The organism is Kitasatospora viridis (assembly GCF_007829815.1).
Lineage (GTDB): Bacteria > Actinomycetota > Actinomycetes > Streptomycetales > Streptomycetaceae > Kitasatospora > Kitasatospora viridis.
In genome coordinates, this window is the sequence record NZ_VIWT01000002.1 from 642436 (window position 1) to 662029 (window position 19594).

The following is a 19594-nucleotide window of genomic DNA, read 5'->3' on the forward strand; positions in this document are numbered from 1 at the left end:
GAGGTCGGTTCGCCGGGTCAGCGGCTGCGCAGGCTCGACTGCCGGACCACCAGCTCGGGCTGGAGGACGATCTGACGGTGCCGGTGATCCTGCCGATCAGGTCCGGTCTCCTCGATCAGCAGCTCGGCGGCCTGCCGCCCGAGCGTCAGGGCCGGCTGCCGTACCGAGGTGAGTGGGACCGCGGCGGCGGCGGCGAACTCGATGTCGTCGTAGCCGACCAGCGCGATGTCGGCCGGCACGCGGACACCGGCGGCGAACAGCGCCTGCAACACGCCGAGCGCCAGCAGGTCGTTCGCACAGAACACCGCAGTCGGCCGTGGCTCAAGTCCGAGCAAGCGGGCGCCCGCGTCACGCCCCGCTGCTACGTCGAGGCGGTCCACGGGCAGCTCGACCAGCGCTTCGGCCGGCAGTCCCGCCTCCGCCAGCGCGGCCAGCGCCCCCGTGCGGCGGTCCCGGACCTGGGAGAGGTGGGAGGGGCCGCTGACGTAGACGATCGATCGGTGTCCGATCGCGAGCAGATGCCGGGCGGCGAGCCTCCCGCCGACCTCGTCGTCCACCGAGACCGAGCAGCCGTCCGTGCCCGCCGTGGCCTTGTCGACGAGCACGTAGGGGATGCCTTGCGCGCGCAGGATCTCCAGGTTCCGCCCGGACCCGTCCGCCGGGGTGACCAGTACGCCACGGACGCGCTGCTCGGTGAAGAGCCCGAGGTAGTCCGCCTCGTCCCGGAGGTTCTGTGCACTGTTGCAGACCATGACGCCGAGCCCAGCCTCTCGTGCGGCCTGTTCGGCACCTGAGGCGACATCGACGAAGAACGGGTTGCGCATGTCGAGCACCAGCAGCGCGACGATGCGACTCGATCCGACCCGCAGCTGGCGGGCCGACTCGCTGCGGACGTAGCCCAGCCGGGAGATCACCGACTGCACGCGGAGCCGGGTCTCCTCGCTGACGGACTCCGGCCGGTTCAGGACGTTCGAGACCGTGCCCATGGACACGCCCGCCTCCCGGGCGACCTCCTTGATGCGGACCATGTCGCGCGCCAGCCCTCCCCAGTCGTGATGCCCGTGCGGTGTCCATATTCAAGCACCTCCGTCGGCCGGTCCGCACTCGCCCTCGCTCCCGCTGTGATCAGGAGCTAATGAAACGATTCATTCCACACGTATAGCCAACCATCGCTGCTCTTGACGTCCATCGAGATGGGTTCTAGCTTCTCCATTGAAACGATTCAAAGACTCCACTGCAGAGGAACGGCCATGGCGGACCATGCGACGGTGAAGACCGCGCTCAAGGCCCAGGTGATCGAGACCCCGTCCTGGGGCTACGGGAACTCCGGTACGCGCTTCAAGGTGTTCGCCCAGCAGGGGGTGCCGCGCGACCCCTTCGAGAAGCTGGACGACGCGGCACAGGTGCACGCGGCCACCGGCGTGGCCCCGTTCGTCTCCCTGCACATCCCGTGGGACAAGGTCGAGGACTACGCAGCACTCGCAGCGCACGCCGAGGAACGCGGCCTGACACTGGGCGCGATCAACTCCAACACCTTCCAGGACGACGACTACAAGCTGGGCAGCGTCGCCCACCCGGACCCGAAGGTGCGCCGCAAGGCGGTCGACCACCTGCTGGAATGCGTCGACATCATGGACGCCACCGGCTCGCGCGACCTCAAGCTGTGGTTCGCGGACGGCACCAACTACCCGGGACAGGACGACATCGTCGCCCGGCAGGACAGGCTCTTCGAGGCGCTGTCCGAGGTCTACGCCCGCCTGGGCGAGGACCAGCGGATGATCCTTGAGTACAAGTTCTTCGAGCCCGCGTTCTACACCACCGACGTCCCGGACTGGGGCACCTCGTACGCCCACTGCCTCAAGCTCGGCGACCGGGCGAGGGTCGTGGTGGACACCGGCCACCACGCGCCGGGCACCAACATCGAGTTCATCGTCGCGTTCCTGCTGCGCGAGCGGAAGCTGGGCGCATTCGACTTCAACTCCCGCTTCTACGCGGACGATGACCTGATGGTCGGCTCGGCCGACCCGTTCCAGCTCTTCCGGATCCTGCACGAGGTCGCCAAGAACGGCGGCTTCGCCCCCGAGGCGCAGGTCGCGTTCATGCTCGACCAGTGCCACAACATCGAGGCGAAGATCCCGGCCGTGATCCGCTCGGTGATGAACGTCCAGGAGGCGACGGCCAAGGCGCTGCTGGTCGACACCGACGCCCTGCGCTGCGCACAGCAGGCCGGCGACGTGCTGGGCGCGAACGCGGTGCTGATGGACGCCTACAACACCGACGTCCGCCCGCTGCTGCGCGAGGTCCGCGAGGAGATGGGCCTGCACCCGGACCCACTCGCCGCCTACCGGGCCTCCGGCTGGCAGGAGCGCATCGTCGCCGAGCGGGTCGGCGGCCTGCAGGCCGGCTGGGGCGCGTAGGCCGGTCGGTCTTCACCTGGCCCACTGACCGCGAGTCGCGCCGCCGAGGGTACGGCGCGACCGGCACCATCCCTCGTTCCCGGGAACACCGAAGGAATCGCTCCCATGACTGCCACTCCGCACACCGAGGTCGCCGGGCTGCTCGCCCGCTCGAACCGGCTGGGCTCCGATCCGCGCAACACCAACTACGCCGGCGGCAACTCCTCCGCCAAGGGCAGCGCCACCGACCCGGTCACCGGTCGGGACGTCGAACTGCTCTGGGTCAAGGGCTCCGGCGGTGACCTCGGGACGCTCACCGCGGCAGGGCTCGCCGCGCTGCGCCTGGACCGGCTCCGCGCCCTGGCCGAGGTGTACCCGGGCGTGGCGCGCGAGGACGAGATGGTCGCCGCGTTCGACTACTGCCTGCACGGCCGCGGAGGCGCGGCGCCGTCCATCGACACCGCCATGCACGGCCTGGTCGACGCCGCCCACGTGGACCACCTGCACCCCGACTCGGGCATCGCCCTCGCAACGGCCGCCGACGGCGAGGCGCTGACCGCGCAGTGCTTCGGCGACACCGTCGTCTGGGTGCCGTGGCGCAGGCCCGGCTTCCAACTCGGACTCGACATCGCCGCGACCAAGGCAGCCAACCCGCAGGCGATCGGCTGCATCCTCGGCGGGCACGGCATCACCGCCTGGGGTGACACCAGCGAGGAATGCGAGTCCAACTCGCTGCACATCATCCGGACCGCCGAGCGGTTCCTTGCCGAGCACGGCAAGCCGGAGCCCTTCGGGCCGCTGTTGACCGGGTACGAGGCACTTCCCGAGACGGAGCGCCGCGAGCGGGCCGCCGCGCTCGCCCCGCTGATCCGCGGCCTGGCCTCCACCGACCACCCGCAGGTCGGTCACTTCACCGATGCCGCACCGGTGCTGGAGTTCCTCTCCTGCGCCGAGCACCCGCGGCTGGCGGCGCTCGGCACCTCCTGCCCGGACCACTTCCTGCGGACCAAGGTCCGTCCGTTGGTCCTCGACCTGCCGGCCGGCGCGCCGGTGGAGGAGGTCCGCGACCGGCTGCGCGAGTTGCACGCCGCCTACCGGGCCGAGTACCAGGCCTACTACGACCGGCACGCCACCACGGACTCGCCCGCGATCCGCGGCGCCGATCCGGCGATCGTGCTGGTACCGGGCGTGGGCATGTTCTCCTTCGGCAAGGACAAGCAGACCGCCCGGGTGGCGGGGGAGTTCTACCTCAACGCGATCAACGTGATGCGCGGTGCGGAGGCGGTCTCCAGCTACGCGCCGATCGAGGAGGCGGAGAAGTTCCGCATCGAGTACTGGCTCCTGGAGGAGGCCAAGCTCATCCGGATGCCCAAGCCGAAGCCGCTGGCGTCGAGGGTGGCGCTGGTGACCGGCGCGGGCTCCGGGATCGGGAAGGCGATCGCGCACCGGCTGGTCGCCGAGGGCGCATGCGTCGTGGTCGCGGACCTCAACGCCGAGAGCGCGGCCGGGGTCGCCGAGGAACTCGGCGGGCCGGACCGAGCTGTACCAGTCACCGTGGACGTCACCAGCGAGGAGCAGATCGCCGAGGCGTTCAAGGCGGCCGCGCTCGCGTTCGGCGGGGTGGACCTGGTGGTGAACAACGCGGGCATCTCGATCTCCAAGCCGCTGCTGGAGACCACGGCCAGGGACTGGGACCTTCAGCACGACATCATGGCCCGCGGCTCCTTCCTGGTCTCGCGCGAGGCAGCACGCGTCATGATCGAGCAGCGGCTCGGCGGGGACATCGTCTACATCGCCTCCAAGAACGCCGTCTTCGCAGGCCCCAACAACATCGCGTACTCCGCCACCAAGGCCGACCAGGCACATCAGGTACGGCTGCTGGCAGCCGAGTTGGGGGAGCACGGCATCCGTGTCAACGGGATCAACCCGGACGGGGTCGTCCGCGGCTCGGGGATCTTCGCCGCAGGCTGGGGCGCCAAGCGCGCGGCCGTCTACGGCGTCGAGGAGGAGAAGCTCGGCGAGTTCTACGCCCAGCGCACCCTGCTCAAGCGGGAGGTGCTGCCCGACCACGTGGCCAACGCCGTGTTCGCCCTGACCGGAGGCGAGTTGACGCACACCACGGGCCTGCACATCCCCGTCGACGCCGGCGTCGCAGCAGCGTTCCTGCGCTGACCCGGAGTCACCTCCGACCGGACCGGTGGCGGCGTCTCCCCGGTGTCCGCCACCGGTCCTCCTCCGTTACCCACCTGTACGACAAGGGCGAACACCGTGACCTCCGCAACCTCCTCCGCCTTCTCGACGGCCTTCGCCGCCGTCGACCTCGGCGCCACCAGCGGCCGGGTGGTCGTCGGTCGAGTGGGCCCGAACAACCTCGACCTGACCGAGGTTCACCGGTTCCCCAATACGCCCGTGCAACTGCCGACGGGCCTGCACTGGGACATCCTCGGTCTGTACCAGGGAGCTCTGGACGGGCTGCGGGAGGCGGCGCGGATCGCGCAGATCGCCTCGATCGGCATCGACAGCTGGGCCGTGGACTACGGTCTGCTCGATGCGAGCGGCGAGTTGCTCGGCAACCCGCACCACTACCGCGACCCGCGAACCCGTACGGTCGTCGAGCAGGTCTGGGCCCGGATACAGGCCGCGGACCTCTACCGGATCACCGGCCTGCAGCACCTCGACTTCAACACGGTCTACCAACTCGCCGCGGCTGCCGACACACCCCAGCTCCAGGCCGCCCGGACCCTGCTGCTCATCCCGGACCTGCTCGGCCACTGGCTCACCGGCAGCATCGGTGCGGAGGTCACGAACGCGTCCACCACCGGCCTGTACGACGCCCGGACCGGCACCTGGTCCAAACCGATCATGCACGCCCTCGGACTGGACCCCGGGCTGCTTCCGCCGCTGCGCCGCACTGGCGACCGAGTCGGGACGCTGCTGCCCCAGGCTGCCGCACACACCGGACTGCCGGCCACGACGCCGGTCACCGCAGTCGCCTCGCACGACACGGCCTCCGCCGTCGCGGCCGTACCCGCGACCGGCGGCAACTTCGCCTACATCTCCTGCGGCACCTGGTCGCTGGCCGGGTTGGAACTCGACGCGCCCGTACTGACCGACGCCTCCCGGGCAGCGAACTTCACCAACGAGCTCGGCATCGACAACACCGTCCGGTACCTGCGAAACATCATGGGACTGTGGCTGCTGAGCGAGAGTCAGCGCGCCTGGGAAGCCAAGGGCACTCCCGCGCAGTTGCCGGTGCTGCTCGCGCAGGCGGCCCAAGCGAAGCCCTTCGCCGCGGTGGTCGACCCGGACGCACCGGAGTTCCTCGCGCCCGGCGACATGCCGGCCCGCCTCGCCGCCCACTGCGCGCGCACCGGTCAGACCCTGCCGGACGACCGGGGCGCGGTCGTGCGGTGCATCCTGGAAAGCCTGGCCCTGGCCCACCGGCACACCCTGCGGAAAGCCGCCGAGTTGGCCGGCCGGGAGATCAAGGTGGTCCACCTGGTCGGTGGCGGCAGCCGCAACGACCTGCTGTGCCAGCTCACCGCCGACGCCACCGGCCTGCCGGTGCTGGCGGGCCCCACCGAGGCCACCGCGCTCGGCAACGTCCTCATCCAGGCGCGCGCCAACGGGCTGGTCCGGGACCGCGGAGACATGCGCCGCCTGGTGGCCCGGACACAGCACGTCCGCCGCTACACCCCGCGCGCAGGGCAGCGGGCCTGGGCGGCGGCGGCGAGCCGGGTCGGCCTGTCGTGACCCGGAGCTGATTCCGCCAGGCGGCCGACCTCCCTTCGCCTGCCCGCCCCGGGCCCGGCATCCTCGATGGCGGCGAGTCAGCGGTCGTGAGCCGTGCCGGCGGGTGCAGCAGCTGGGTAGCCCTGATCCCGCCACGCACCGTCCCGGGCGATGACTGGGTACCCCTAGCTCGAACCGCGATCACGACCGTGTCTGTGGCGAGTCGTCTTGACCGGGTCGGCATTGTGCGTTTCCATCGGTTCGGGCCCACGAGCGCCCGGCCGCGCATCGGAGACCCCCCGTATCCGGCGCCGAGGACCGGCCAGAAGCTTGCTCATCGCGGGATCGCAGCGGAATGTGACTCACAGCGTCGACATGTCGGGGGAGGAGCCGGCGCGGAGAGCTGACGATGCCTCAACCGACCATCGACCCTTCGTCGGTGCACCGTCAGCGGTGCACGGGGGAGTCCCACCAGGCGCTGCGGCAGGCAGGCCAGGACGGGTGCGCGATCCCGGCGGCTGGCCACCCGGACCAGGCTGCCTTGGAGGCGGCGATCTTTCAGAAGGCCTGCACAATGGGTGGCCTGTCATCCCACCCACTGGGCATCGTGAAAGTGCGCCCGGAGTCTGGCCGACTGACGATCCGGTTGCTCGACGAGCCGTACGTCGTGCGCCACTGGGTCGAGCGGCTCCTGCCGCGGCAGGCCGCCGTAGCCGGTGAGGACGACGATCCTCGTGACTGTGTCATCGGCGTCGCCGGCCTGCGTGGCCGTGTCGGCGCGGGCGGTGTCACACTCGCGTGGCCGGGCACCGGTGCCAACGTGCTGCTGACGGGGTTCAACACCCGCTGGTGGAAGCGGATCACCGACCTGCTGGCGAGCTGTGGCTCGCAGCCGTTCACCGGCGTCGGCTGGGCCCCGGTAGAACGTGCGGCACACCGGGCCTGGCAGACCACGAGTGCGGAGGCGCCGGCGCTGTCCGCGATCCTGCGGCGCGTGCGGGCGACTGCCGGGCCCGGGGAGATCAACAGCACCGATGCGTGGGCCACCGGGTTGGAGGGCTTGCGTCTGGAGACTACCGACGGCCCGTCATGTTCGGAGTTCGTCGAGCTGCTGTGCGAGTGGCCTTCGGTCCTGGGCTGGCGGGCGGACGGCGTCTGGTGCACCTGCCGCTCCGCCACCCCGCAGGGATGCAGGATCGACTTCCAGCTGCCCGACGGCCGACGTGTCGACTACTCCAACCTGCACTGGGGCCGGACCAATGACGAACAACGCCAGAGTGCAGTCACGAGACTGAATGCCTCGGCGTTCGCCGCCTGAGCCGGCCCGGGAACCGGAGGCTGGTCGCCGTACCGCGCTGCGGCGCCCACGTCGAGACGGCTCCCGCGCACGGCAGGCGCCGTGCGCGGGAGCCGTCTCGACGGGTGCTCAGTGAGCCAGGATCCGCGCAGGGTTGTCGACGACCAGGCGCCGGTAGACCTCGTCGTCGAAGCCGAGCTGCTGCAGCATCGGGGGGACGAACTGACCGAACCTGGTGTAGCCGTAGCCGCCGTACGACCTTCCGTGCGGCTTGCTGGTGGTGTCGTGGCCGAGCACGATCTGGGAGCCGTATCCGCCGCGGATCAGATCCACCAGGCCCTTCATCCGGTCGTAGTCGTCGGGAAGCACCGGCACGGTCGAGGACCACGCGTCCAGGCCGATGTTGGCCCCGCGGTCGAGCACGGCGCGCGGCGTGTCGGTGGTGATGGTGCGTGGCGTTGCGATGTCCCCCACGTATGCGGCCATGGCGTCCCAGGGGCGGAAGAACGAGTCCATGTGCATCATGACGAGCCGTTCGACGCTCACGCCGGCATCGAGCGCGATGTCGACGCCGGCCAGCACCTGGGCGCGCGACATCGGGAACGCGGTGTGCACATGCAGGCTCAGCCCGGTCTCGGCCGACACCCGGGCGAGGGCACGCAGCGTGGTCGTCTCGACCGAGTGCAGCGGAGCGGACGGATCCGTCGCCGACAGGGCGCACTTCAGGAAGCCCGGACGCAGCCCGGTGTTGCCGACGCCGTCGGTGACCTCCCGACGGAAGAAGGTCACCTGCTCGTCCTCGGTCAGGTTCTGGTACTCGGTGGGCCGGGCGTCGGCGACGTACAGGCCGGTGGCGAACACCACGTGCACGTCGGCGCGTTCGGAAGCCGTCCGGAGGTCCCGGACATCGCCGCGCAGGCCGATCGGCGACGCGTCGCAGACCGCCCTGCCCCCGATCTTCGCGAAGTAGCCGAGCTCGGCCGTGGTGAAGTCGACGTCGCCCTGGGTCGAACTCTCGGGCGACAGCGCCGCGCCGCCGTCACGGAGGAAGGCGAGGTTCTCGTTCGTCAGGGAGAGCAGCTCGGCCGGCACGGGGGACGCCCCGTAGCGCTTGGCCAGCGCCAGCATCAACGACATGTCGGCGTTGAGGTGTTCGTGCATGCTGGTGTAGCCGAGATCGGCGGGCGCGATGTCTCCGCGCACCGTGGTGATGACGCTCATGCCGCACCGCCCCACTGCCGCTCGCAGAACTGCCGTACCTGCGCTGCCCGCTCGTGGTCCTCCGGGGCCATGCCGAGGAACATGAAGTGCGGTGCGCCCTCCCACACGTGCAGCTCCGCCGGTACCCCGGCGGTGAGGAGCTTGCGGTGCAGGCGCACGGTGTCCGAGAGCAGGAAGTCGCGGGTGCCGGTGGTCAGGATGGTGGGCGGGAAGCCCTTGGCGAAGTCGCCGAACAGCGGGGAGACGTACGGGTCGCGGCGGTCGTGGCCGTTCGTGTAGAGCTGGAAGACGATCTCCAACTCGTCCGCGCTGTAGGAGATGTCGAGCCCCTCGTTGGTGTGGTGGGTGTCGCCGGCCTTGGTGAGGTCGATCGGCGGTGTGTTCACCACAGCGGCGGCCGGCAGCGGCAACCCCTCGTCGCGGGCGCGCAGGATGGTGGCCACGGTCAGGTTGGCCCCGCCCGACATGCCGCCGATGATGATCTCCTCCGGGCGGTGCTTCTCCAGCAGGGCGCGGTAGGCGGTCAGGCAGTCGTCGAGCGGGGTCGGGAACGGGTGGAACGGGGGCATCCGGTAGTCGACCGCCCAGGTCCGTGCACCGAGCGCACCGGCCGTCATCGCGGCTCCGGTGCGGGCCAGCTCTCCGCCGCCGCTGATCCAGGCGCCGTGGATGACCAGGTAGACGCGCCGGTCGTCCGCGGCGATTCCCTCGGGTACGGCTTGGTAGACGCCGACGTTGTCGAGCTCGATGCGCTCGGTCTCGCACTGCACGCCCGTGTCGGCGGTGCCGTAGCACGATGCGACCATCGGCCCGGCGCTGCCCTGGGGGATCATCGCGTCCCGCTCGGCGATGAACGCCTGCACGGCTTCACGGTCGTCGAGCGGCGGCCACGGCTTGGGGGTCAGCGGATTGCCCATGGCGATGACAGCCTGGGCGGGCGCGCTCAGCGTGCCGGGGACGGGGACCTGGCGCTCGGGGACGGTCACCGGGGGGTGGGAACCGGTCATGGTCTTGTGCTCCTTGCGGTTTCGCTAGCGGATGGACGAGCCGATGCCGAGCCCGCCGTCCACGTCGAGGACGACGCCGGTGATGTAGCCGGCGGCCGGTGAGGTGAGGAAGGCCGCAGCCTCGGCGATGTCGGTGGGGCGGCCGGTGGTGCGCTTGGGCACCTTGCTGATGAGCTTCTCCCGCGCTGCGGCGTTCATCGAGGCCAGCATCGGGGTGTCGATCAGCCCGGGCGCGATGGCATTGGCGGTGATGCCGTCGCGGGCGGTTTCCAGTGCGATGGTGCGGGTCAGGCCGACGATGCCGGCCTTGGCGGCGACGTAGTTCGCCTGGCCGAAGTTGCCGCGCCAACTCATCGAGCTGAACGAGACGATGCGCCCGTACTGCCGGGCGCGCATGTGCGGGACCACCGCTCGTGCGCAGTAGAAGCCGCCGGTCAGCGAGACGTCGAGCACGGCCCGCCAGTCGGCGTCGCTGATGTCGGTGATCCGGTTGTCGCGGATGATCCCGGCGTTGTTGATCAGCACGTCCACCCGGCCGTGGCGGGCGGCCACGCCGTCGATCCATGCGGTGACCGCGGCCGAGTCGGTGACGTCGATGCCCGTGCTCTCGGCGGGGCGGTCGAACTCCGCTCGCAGGCGGTCGGCCTGCTCGGCAGCGGTGTCCTGGTCGATGTCGCCGATCACCACGACGGCGCCTTCGGCGGCGAAGCGGTGGGCCATGGCCGCACCGAGGCCTTGGCCGCCGCCGGTCACGACGACGACCTGGTCGGTGAACCGGTTCATGCGGGCTGCTCCGTTCGGGAGTGGGTGGGTCGGTCGACGAACTTCCTCAGCGCTGCTGCCACGTCGTGCGTTGTCCAGTGTTCGTCGAACACGTCCAACTCCAGGGCGAGTGCGGCGGGGACGGGCATGGCGGTCGTCTGCACGATCAGCCGCTTGTAGCCGACTTGGGCCGGCCCGTGCGCGTCGGCGAGGGTGCCCGCGATCCTCAGCGAGGTGGACGTGACCTCGCTCTCGGGGACGACTTCGTGCGGCCAGCCGGCGCCGGTGCCGGCCAGCCGGTCGGCGCGCATCAGCTCGCCGGTCAGGGCCAGCCGCCGTGCGGTGGCGAGGCCGAGGATGCGCGGCATCCGTACCGCCGCGCCCGCGGCGGGCAGCAGGTTGTTGCGGATGTGACCGTCGCCGATCAGCGTGCTGTCGGCGGCGACCACGATGTCGCAGGCCAGCGCCAGCTCGATGCCGCCGGCCACCGCGTGGCCGTGCAGTCCGGCGACGATCGGCAGCGGGCTGCTCTCCAGCCGGGTGGCCAGCGCGGACACGGTGCGGAGGAACGCGGTCGGTTTTTCACCGCCGGTGCCGAGGTCCAACAGGTGACGGAGGTCGGCGCCCGCGCAGAAGCTCCGGCCGGCGCCGCGCAGCACGATCGCACGTGTGCCCGGGTCGGCCTCGGCGGCGGTCAGCGCGCCGTCGAGGGCGTCGATCAGTGCGGCGTCGAGGGCATTGCGGCAGTGCGGCCGGTTCAGTGTCAGCACCCGCACGGGGCCTGACTGGTCGACGTCCAGGACTTTGGATCGGTTCATCGGGAGCCTTCCTCGCCGAGGACTTCTGCGCGGCGCTGCTTGCGGAGTTCGACGCGTTGGATCTTGCCGCTCGGGGTCTTCGGCAGACTGGGGACGAAATGGACGCGGCGCGGGTAGGCGTGTGCGGCGTAGCGGTCCTTCACCCACTGCTGCAGCTCGTCCTCCGTCACGGCGCTGTCGGCGGCGGTCACGACGTAGGCCTCGACGACCTCGCCGCGGACCTCGTCCGGTGCGGCGATCACGGCGCACTCGGCGACCGCGGGGTGTTGCGCCAGCACCGCTTCCACGTCGAAGGGGCCGATGCGGTAGCCGGCCATGATGATCACGTCGTCGTCGCGGGCGGAGAACCGCACCACGCCAGCGGTGTCGATGCTCGCCGTGTCGCCGGTGACGTAGTAGCGGCCGTCACCGGCGAAGCGACCGTGGTCGTCACCGTCGGCGTACCCGCTGAAGGCCAGGTACGGACTGTCCGCCACCACGACGGCCAGCCTGCCGACAGTGCCGGGCTCCGTCGGTTCGTCAAGGTCCGGGTGCAGCACGGTCACTGCCCATCCGGGCAGAGCGACGCCCATCGCGCCGTCCTGCACCGGCACGGACAGCTTCGGGTGGTGCGGAAACCCGATCGGCATGCCGAGCTCGGTCTGCCCGTAGTGGTCGTGAACCTGTGCGCGGAGGGCCCTGGGTGTCCACGCGTTCACGTCCGGCGTCAGTGGTTCGCCGGCGCTGGAGAGGTGGGGCACGGTGAGTTCGCCGACCTCGATGCGGCCAGAGTTGCGCAGCCCTCGGTAGACGGTCGGGGCAGCGGCGAAGTGCGTCACCTTCAGCCGCGACAGCACCCCGAGGGTGGTCTCCGCGGAGAATCCGCCGCGCAGCAGCACGGTGGGCACCCCTGCGGCCAGGGGCGCGATGATCGCGGCGTAGAGGCCGTAGGCCCAGCCGGGATCGGCGGCACACCAGAACACGCTGCCCGGCCCGACGCCGAGACCGAACTCCAGGTAGCTGTGCCATCCACCGACGTACCGCGCCGGGTGCACCACTCCCTTCGGTGATCCGGTGGTACCGGAGGTGAACATGTGCACGAGCGCGCCGTCTCCGCCGACGGGGACCGAGCCCGCCTCCCACGGCTCGGTCCGCGCTACTTCGGCGGACAACGCGTCGGCCGGGAGCACCTCCCACGGGCCCTCGCCGATCTTGTGCCGCTGGGCGGCGTCAGTGACCACCAGACGGGTACCGGAGCGAAGCAGCCGGTCGGTCACCGCCGACTCGGCGAAGGCGGTGAACAGCGGAACGTAGACCGCCCCGACGCGCCAGATCCCCACCAGGACGGTCAACAGGTCGACGCTCTTGCCCATGAGCGTCGCCACCCGGTCACCGGGCCCGATGCCACGCCCGCTCAGTACACCGGCGAACCGGCGCGACGACTCGGCCAGGTACCCGTAGGTGACTGCGGTGACGGCCAGATCTTCGTCGACCACTCGCGCAGCGATGCTGTTGTCGGGGTGGCGGTCGCACAGCAGGTGGGCCACGTCCAGCGATGATGCCGAGTAGCTCCGCACCAGTTCCGTGGTGCGCGTGGTCGGGTCGACCATCACGGCTCCTCAGGTTGGGTACTTTAATGACCGAGAACGTACCCATAAACGTACCCTCGGGCAAGCCCTGACATCCGTCCGCTCGGCGGCCCTGTGCCAGACTCAGGGCCATGATGCGCACGAATGGCTCGGTGTCTCCCGCGCCGTTGAACACCCCACGCAGGCGCCGGGTCAACGCGGAGCGGCGTGAGGATCTGCTGGCGCAGGTCACCGACATCTTCCTGGCCGAGGGCTTCACCTCGGTGACCGTCGAGGACCTCACTCGCAGACTGCGGTGTTCGAAGTCGACGCTCTACGGCGTCGGCTCCACGAAGGAGCAGTTGGTGGTCGCGGCCACCAAGCACTTCTTCGGAAGCGAGGCCCGCCGCATCGAGCAGGCGGTCGCCGAACTCGACGACCCCCAGGCCAAGATCACCACCTACCTGGAGGGCGTGGCCCAAGCCATGCGCCGCAATTCGCCGGCGTTCTACGCGGACATGGTCACGTACGCCCCCACGGCGCAGATCTACGCCCGCAACACGGCCCGGGCGGCCGAGCGCATCCGGGAGATGATCGACGAGGGAGTTCGCGGCGGAGTGTTCCGTGCCACCAACGGAACGGTCGCGGCCCAGGTCGTCGCGCTCGCCATCGAGGCCGTGCAGTCCGGCACGTTGCTGGAGCGCACGGGACTGTCCGCCGCCGAGTCCTTCGCGGAGCTCGCTGATCTGCTGTTCAACGGTCTCCGGCACGTGAGCTGACCGCGACCGAGCGGCGGACGGGCCCGTCCGACGACGCCGATCGACTCAACCTGCGACCGGGTCGCGCAGCCCGCCGGATCCGGCGGGCTGCGCGACCGGTGGGTTGGTGGTGCGTCAGTTGATCTTCGTGATCGTCCACCGCTGAACGGAGGCCGCGGAGGAGGTTTCCTGGTCCAGGAGCGCGCCGTCGCCGGTGGCCGCGCCGACGACGGTCAGGGCCAGCCCGCTGGCCCGGTTCACCACCTGGTAGTCGCCGTTGCCGGTGTCGGTCAGGGACCACTGCTGGGAGGTCGCACCGGAGGCCGGCTGCTCGACCACGGCGCTGCCGCTGCCGGTGGCTCCGGCCGAGTCCAGGTCGTCGCCCGAGTAGGCGTTCGTGATCGTCCAGTAGGAGCCGGCCCGGGTGAACGTCCAGTACTGGTCCGGGTGGTTGACGTTGCGGTACTGGTCCGCCTGGGTGCCCTTGCCGCCGCCGGCCACCTCGGCGTACTTGCCGCTGTTGACGTTCGTAAGGACGAACTGGCCGGTGGTGAAGTCCGGCGCCGCGGTCTGGAGGAGGTTCCACCGCTGGTTGGTCGCGGATGTCAGTGGGGCCTGGGTGACCTGCTCGTCCGTCGAGGTCTGGCCGTTCGCGTCGGTCGCCATGGTCAGTGCCAGGTCGCTGCGCCGGTTGGTGATGGTGTAGCCGCCGGCCGGCGACGGCTGGACCGACCAGTCCTGCTCGGCGCCGCCGGTCGTGGTCCACTGCACCTCGCCGGTGCCCGAATCGAGGGAGCCGCCGGGGACGGCGAGGTACTTCTGGCTGTAGGTGTTGTAGATGCGGTAGTACCCGTTGCTCTGGAGCTGGAACTGCCAGTTGTGGTCGGGGGTGCCGTTGTCGGGCGCCTGGACGACGGGGGATCCCGCGTTGGAGTCGGGCACGCCCAGCACCTGCGAGCTCAGGGTGTTCTGCACCTTGTAGGCGGCTCCGGTCGAGATGCCGCCCCCGAAGTCGTCGATCCCGTAGGTCACCTTGTTGGTGCCGTTGGTGGTAAGCACGCCGCCGCGGGTGACCAGCAGGCTCTTGCCGTCGGCGAGGGGGAGCAGGCCGCGGCTGTAGCCGCTGACGGTGTTGGAGAACATCCGCACCCAGGTCGTGCCGTTGTCCGTGCTCTCGTACAGCTGGTTGTCGCTGTAGGCCTGGACGACGATCGTGCCGTTCGGACCGCCGGTGGGCAGCCAGGTGACGTACGGGTTCGCCTGCGGGTGGATGTTGTCCGTCGTGACGAGCTGCACGCCGGTGACCGAGCCGAACGCCTCCGGGTCCGCGGCGATCTTGTAGTAGACGGGGCAGCCTCCGGTCGGGGCGTTGCAGTACTCGTAGGTGAGCAGGTAGTTGCCGTTCCCGATGCGGGTGACGATGGCCATTCCCGGCCGGGCGCTGTAGGCGGGGTAGCTGACGTCGTCGACCTCGGACGACCAGCTGATGCCGTCGGTCGTGGTGAAGTGGCCCAGTTTCTGGCCGTGCGCGGGGTCCCGCTGGTCCGAGATGTAGGCGATCAGCTTGTTGTTCGCCACCAGGAAGTACGGTTCCCAGACCGGCGTGTAGCCGTTGGAGGCGACGGCCGCGCCACCGGTGGCGATCGAGCTGACGAAGCTCCAGGTCGCCCCCTGGTCGGTGCTGGCGTACATGTCGATCTTGGTCTTGGAGTTGTCGGCGGGGATGGAGTCGCCCGCGGCGATGATGGTGCCCGCCGGGAACGTGCCGATGGCCTGCGGGAGTTCGTAGAGGACCGGTTCGAGCTGGATGTTGTTCCAGGGGTTGACCTGGTCGTGGATGGTGGAGATCTGGGTCCAGGTGTGCCCGGAGTCGGTGCTGCGGAAGACCGGCATCCCGTTGCCGGAGTACTGCTCGAAGGAGGCCAGCAGGGTGCCGTTCGCGTCGGTGCTGTGCTGGAGCCTGATCGCGTGGGCGTACAGCGAGCCGTAGGAGGGGGCGCCGCTCGGCGGCGTCCACATCACGCCGCCGCTGTAGGTGACGGCGCCTGCCGGTGCGGCCGCAATCGCGAACGGCATCAGGGCCGCGATGGCGCCCGCTGCAGCGGCTTTCGCCCAGGCGTTTCGTTTCGTGTTCATGGTCTCGTGACTCCCTCGCGAGTGGGGGTGGGGGACGGCGCGAGCGGTTGCAGGGAGGTGCTCCAGCGCAGAACGGAAGCGCAGTCGGAGTGGGGCTGCTGCTGGGGGAGGGCACGCGGTGGCATCGCCGCTCGGTGGAGCCGGTGGATTGATGCGCTTCAACCGGCTCAGCGGTGCTGAGGCTGACACGGGCCGAAGCGGCCGTCAAGAGAATGCGCACGCGGTCCTGGCAGATTTCTCCGGCGCCGTCCGAGTGCGCGTCGCCTTGGCTCGTCGGTCACCAGGTTCTCAGGTCGCTTGCGGCATCCCGGCCCTAAGACTGTTGGAGCGCTTTAACCTGGGTGTATCGTCCTGGTGGGCATCGGCCCGGCGCCCGTGCGAGTCACGTCGCAGGACCAGAGGAGATTGGAGGCCGGGGAGCATCGTGACAACCGCACGTCTACGAGCGAACGGGCAGGGTGGCCCGAGCATGCAGGATGTCGCGGCGGCTGCGGGCGTCTCGCTCGGCACGGTGTCGAATGTGCTGAATCATCCGGCGAAGGTCAGCCCTGCGACGGCGCAGCGCGTTCGCGAGGCCATCGCCCAGTTGGGTTTCGTGCGCAATGACGCCGCGCGGTCGCTGGCCTCGGGTTCGAACAGCAGTATCGGCATGGTCCTGGCCGACATCGAGAACTCGCTGTTCATCGACATGGTGCACGGTGCGCAGGAGGCTGCTCGCGCTACCGGTTCGAAGCTGTTGCTGGCCAACACCGCGTGCGACATGACGCTCCAGGACGAGTACCTGGACCTCTTCGACGAGTCCCGGGTCACCGGGATGCTGCTCGCACCGATGCAGGATTCCACCGCGGGCATCGCCCGGGTGCGTGCGCACGGGCGGCAGATCGTGCTCCTCAACTTCGCACCGAAACGGGGCACCTGCTGTGCGGTGCTCGTCAACAACGAGCAGGTCGGGTACCTGGCGGCCCGCCATCTCATCGAGACCGGGCGGACGAGGCTGGCCTTCGTGGCCGCGCACGACGACTACCAGCCCGTTCGGGACCGCCGCCTGGGGGTGCGCGCCGCGGTCGAGGAGGCGGGCGGCCGGGTGGTGCTGGAGGAGATCGCGGCCGCCGGCCTGACCACGGCGGATGGGCACCTGGCCGGTCAAGGGCTAGCCCGGCGAGCCCTTGAGGAGCTGCCGGACGGCCTCGTCGTCGTCACCGATGAGCTGGCCAACGGCATCATCCACGAGCTGCACACCGTGGCGGGTGTCCGGGTGCCCGAGCAGGTCGCGGTCGTCGGGTGCGAGAACAACCGCACGGCGGGTTCGGCGGCTGTGCCGCTGACCGCGGTGGACATGCCTGGCCGGATGATGGGCCAGGAGGCGATGCGGCTGCTGATGGACGAGGTGGAGGCGGGGGAGCGGCACCGTCACGCCACCGTGGTGCTGGAGCCCGAACTGGTCGTTCGCGCCAGCGCGCCCAACTGAACCGGGCAGCTCACTCGGCTGCTTGCTGCGTCGTCCACCAGGCGGCGATCTGGGCCCGGCCACCGAAGCCGAGTTTGCGCAGCACGCTCTGCACGTGGGTGTCGACCGTGCGGGTGGAGAGGCCGAGGGAGGAGGCGACCTGCTTGTTGCTCATTCCCCGGGCCACCAGCGCGGCGATCTCCCGCTCCCGGTGGGTCAGCGGGGACGGCAGGTCGGCGGGCACCGCAGGGGTGGCGGTGCCGGCGCTGAGGGCGAAGTCGACGGCCCGGGACGGGGTGTCGTGGCCGGCCCCCTCGGCCAGTGCCTTGGCGTAGGCAGCCGGTCCCACGGCCTGGACGACCCGGTCTTCGCAGCGTCGGTGGTGGTCGGCCAGTTGCGGGTCGAAGGCGGAGAGGGTCGTGCCGATGCCTTGCCACAAGGCCCCTGCGGCGCCCAGCAGCCGCCCTGCCCGCAGGTGATCGCCGCCGGAGGCGGTCGCCCAGGCCAGGTGTTCCAGCATCAGCGCGACCGCCACGTAGTCGTTGAAGCTCCGCACGCACGCGAGTGCGGTCCGCGTCAACGCCTCGGCGGCCTCCAACTCGCCGTGCGCCCAGGCGTTGTAGCCCAGCGCGACCAGTACGTGTGCACGGGCCCACTGCTCGCCGTACCCCTCGGCGGCGGCGATCGCCCTACTGCCCGTCTCCGACGCACGGGGGTCCCCCGCATACACCTGGGCCTGCGCCAGGGAGAGTTGCCAGGCTGCCGCGGCGGGCCCGTCGCCCAGCGCCGTGTAGGCCTCCACCGCCTCCTGGAAGCGGGACACGGCCTCCGTGACCCGTCCCCGGTACTGTGCGGCCGTCCCACGGAATCCCGTCACCGCAGCGCGTACGGAGGGGTCGTTAAGCCGCTCGCCCAGCGTGTCGGCCTCGTCCAGCCACCGGTCGGCCAGCTCCAGGTCGCCCTGCATGAGCGCCACCCAGGCGGCGACGGAAAGCGCCCGGGCGCGGGCCGGCGTGGGCCCGGGCGCCGCCGCCAGCGCGCGTTCGAACTGGCGCCGCCCTTCGCCGAGGAATCCGCCGGCGTACCAGTGGTACCGCAGGGTTGCGGCCAGCGTGAGCCTGGTCTGGATGTCCGCGCCGCAGTCGAGGGCCGCCAGCAGGTTGGCGTGGTCGGCGCGGAACCGGGCCAGGGCTTCCGCCTGGCCGGGGCCGAACCAGTGGCTGTCGATGTGCTCGGCGAGGGCGAGGAAGAAGTCACGGTGGCGCAGCAGCTGCTTCTCCTCGTCACCGGATTCCGCGAGCCGCTCCCGTCCGTACTCGCGGATGGCCTCCAGGAGGCGGTAGCGGGGCTGTGCCTCGGATTCGGTCGGCAGGACGATGGACTGGGTGATCAGCCGGTCCAGCAGGTCCAGCACCTGACCGCGGGCGATCCCGTCTCCCTCACACGCGCCTTCGGCGGCGGCCAGGGTGAAGCCGCCCGCGAAGACCGACAGCCGGCTCCAGAGCAACCGCTCGGCCGCATCGCACAGCTCCCAGCTCCAGTCGATCGTCGCCCGCAGCGTGCGTTGGTGCGGACGAGCCGTTCCGTTGCCGCCGGTCAGCAACGCGAAGCGGTCCTCCAGCCGCTCCACCGCCTGATCGACCGTCAACGTCCGCAGCCGGGAGGCGGCCAACTCGATCGCCAGCGGAACCCCGTCCAGGTCCGCGCAGAGCCGAGCGACCGCCGCTCGGTTGGCGTCGGTGACCTGGAAGTCCGGGCGCAGGGCCACCGCCCGCTCCCGCAGCAACTCGACCGCCTCCTCGGGCGGCAGGGGAGTCACCGGGAGGATGTACTCACCGACGAGGCCGAGCGTCTGCCGGCTCGTCGCCATCATGCTCAGCTGCGGAGCGGCGGACAGCAGCGTGTGCGCCAGGTCGGCACAGGCCTCCGCCACATGCTCGCAGTTGTCCAGCACCAGCAGCGCCCGACGGCCGGCCAGATGCGCCGCAAGCTGATCCAGGAGCGACCGGGCGTCCCGATCCGGCACACCCAATGCCGCCGCGGTCGCGCCCGCCACCGCCGCCGGGTCCCGCACCGAGGACAGGTCCACCCACCAGACGCCGCCAGGGAACGACCTCGCGACCGCGGCCGCCGCCTCCAGCGCGAGCCGGGTCTTGCCCACCCCACCGACCCCGGTGAGCGTCAGCAGCCGCGCCGTTGCCAACCGGCGACGGACCTGCACCAACTCACGCCCTCTGCCCACGAATGAGGTGAAGGGAACAGGCAGCTTCACAAGCGGCGCGGTCACGCGGTCACCCACCTCTCTCCCCGAGCCTCCCACATGATGCCGGTTCCGCCCCGAGTCCCCCCGCTGGACTCGCTCGGAGGAGTCTCCAGCTCGCCGAGTGGGGCGCGCATCACACCCACCGAGGCCCATCGTTCACCGCCGGGTCACACGGCCGACACACAGGTGCGGTGCCCTGGCATCCGGGAG

Annotated in this window: 14 protein-coding genes; 6 read left to right on the forward strand and 8 right to left on the reverse strand. The window is 70.6% G+C overall.

Annotation, left to right across the window (positions count from 1 at the left end):
- Positions 1 to 17 precede the first annotated feature (17 nt).
- Positions 18 to 1028 (reverse strand): LacI family DNA-binding transcriptional regulator, encoded by a 1011-nt coding sequence (locus FHX73_RS30130; protein WP_145909048.1) that lies wholly within the window; start codon positions 1026 to 1028, stop codon positions 18 to 20.
- 222 nt (positions 1029 to 1250) lie between these two features.
- Between FHX73_RS30130 and rhaI the strand changes: the two genes are divergently transcribed.
- The 4 genes from rhaI (at position 1251) to FHX73_RS30150 (ending at position 7446) form a co-directional block, all read left to right on the forward strand.
- On the forward strand, positions 1251 to 2417 hold the full coding sequence (gene rhaI, locus FHX73_RS30135; RefSeq protein ID WP_145909049.1) for an L-rhamnose isomerase: 1167 nt from the start codon (positions 1251 to 1253) through the stop codon (positions 2415 to 2417).
- 105 nt (positions 2418 to 2522) lie between these two features.
- Complete coding sequence (locus FHX73_RS30140; protein ID WP_145909050.1) at positions 2523 to 4568, forward strand: bifunctional aldolase/short-chain dehydrogenase; 2046 nt, start codon at positions 2523 to 2525, stop codon at positions 4566 to 4568.
- Between the two features lie 96 nt (positions 4569 to 4664).
- Positions 4665 to 6149 (forward strand): rhamnulokinase, encoded by a 1485-nt coding sequence (locus FHX73_RS30145; protein WP_145909051.1) that lies wholly within the window; start codon positions 4665 to 4667, stop codon positions 6147 to 6149.
- Between the two features lie 388 nt (positions 6150 to 6537).
- Positions 6538 to 7446 (forward strand): hypothetical protein, encoded by a 909-nt coding sequence (locus FHX73_RS30150; RefSeq protein WP_145909052.1) that lies wholly within the window; start codon positions 6538 to 6540, stop codon positions 7444 to 7446.
- 108 nt (positions 7447 to 7554) lie between these two features.
- Here FHX73_RS30150 and FHX73_RS30155 read toward each other — a convergent pair whose 3' ends face one another.
- The 5 genes from FHX73_RS30155 to FHX73_RS30175 are packed head-to-tail and all read right to left on the reverse strand — an operon-like array spanning position 7555 to position 12822.
- On the reverse strand, positions 7555 to 8646 hold the full coding sequence (locus tag FHX73_RS30155; RefSeq protein WP_145909053.1) for a phosphotriesterase family protein: 1092 nt from the start codon (positions 8644 to 8646) through the stop codon (positions 7555 to 7557).
- Positions 8643 to 9653: an alpha/beta hydrolase gene (locus FHX73_RS30160; RefSeq protein ID WP_145909054.1), complete on the reverse strand. Its 1011-nt coding sequence runs from the start codon at positions 9651 to 9653 to the stop codon at positions 8643 to 8645. Before FHX73_RS30160 ends, FHX73_RS30155 begins: the two co-directional genes overlap by 4 nt.
- 24 nt (positions 9654 to 9677) lie before the next feature.
- Positions 9678 to 10436, reverse strand: coding sequence for an SDR family oxidoreductase (locus FHX73_RS30165; protein ID WP_145909055.1), 759 nt, complete (start codon positions 10434 to 10436; stop codon positions 9678 to 9680).
- Positions 10433 to 11233 (reverse strand): enoyl-CoA hydratase/isomerase family protein, encoded by an 801-nt coding sequence (locus FHX73_RS30170; protein WP_145909056.1) that lies wholly within the window; start codon positions 11231 to 11233, stop codon positions 10433 to 10435. Before FHX73_RS30170 ends, FHX73_RS30165 begins: the two co-directional genes overlap by 4 nt.
- A complete protein-coding gene (locus tag FHX73_RS30175) occupies positions 11230 to 12822 on the reverse strand; it encodes an AMP-binding protein (RefSeq protein WP_145909057.1) in 1593 nt (530 codons plus the stop codon). Before FHX73_RS30175 ends, FHX73_RS30170 begins: the two co-directional genes overlap by 4 nt.
- Before the next feature lie 110 nt (positions 12823 to 12932).
- Here FHX73_RS30175 and FHX73_RS30180 point away from each other — a divergent pair, with 110 nt between their 5' ends.
- Positions 12933 to 13559: a TetR/AcrR family transcriptional regulator gene (locus FHX73_RS30180; protein WP_145909058.1), complete on the forward strand. Its 627-nt coding sequence runs from the start codon at positions 12933 to 12935 to the stop codon at positions 13557 to 13559.
- A 114-nt stretch (positions 13560 to 13673) separates the two neighbouring features.
- Here FHX73_RS30180 and FHX73_RS30185 read toward each other — a convergent pair whose 3' ends face one another.
- Positions 13674 to 15674, reverse strand: coding sequence for an RICIN domain-containing protein (locus FHX73_RS30185; protein WP_246213954.1), 2001 nt, complete (start codon positions 15672 to 15674; stop codon positions 13674 to 13676).
- A gap of 469 nt (positions 15675 to 16143) precedes the next feature.
- On the opposite strand from FHX73_RS30185, the gene FHX73_RS30190 reads away from it, so the two are divergent.
- Positions 16144 to 17142, forward strand: coding sequence for a LacI family DNA-binding transcriptional regulator (locus FHX73_RS30190; protein ID WP_145909059.1), 999 nt, complete (start codon positions 16144 to 16146; stop codon positions 17140 to 17142).
- A 10-nt stretch (positions 17143 to 17152) separates the two neighbouring features.
- Here the strand turns inward: FHX73_RS30190 and FHX73_RS30195 are convergent, their stop codons facing one another.
- Entirely contained in the window at positions 17153 to 19342 is a 2190-nt protein-coding gene (locus FHX73_RS30195; protein ID WP_246213955.1) for a LuxR C-terminal-related transcriptional regulator, read from the reverse strand.
- Between the last annotated feature and the right edge of the window lie 252 nt (positions 19343 to 19594).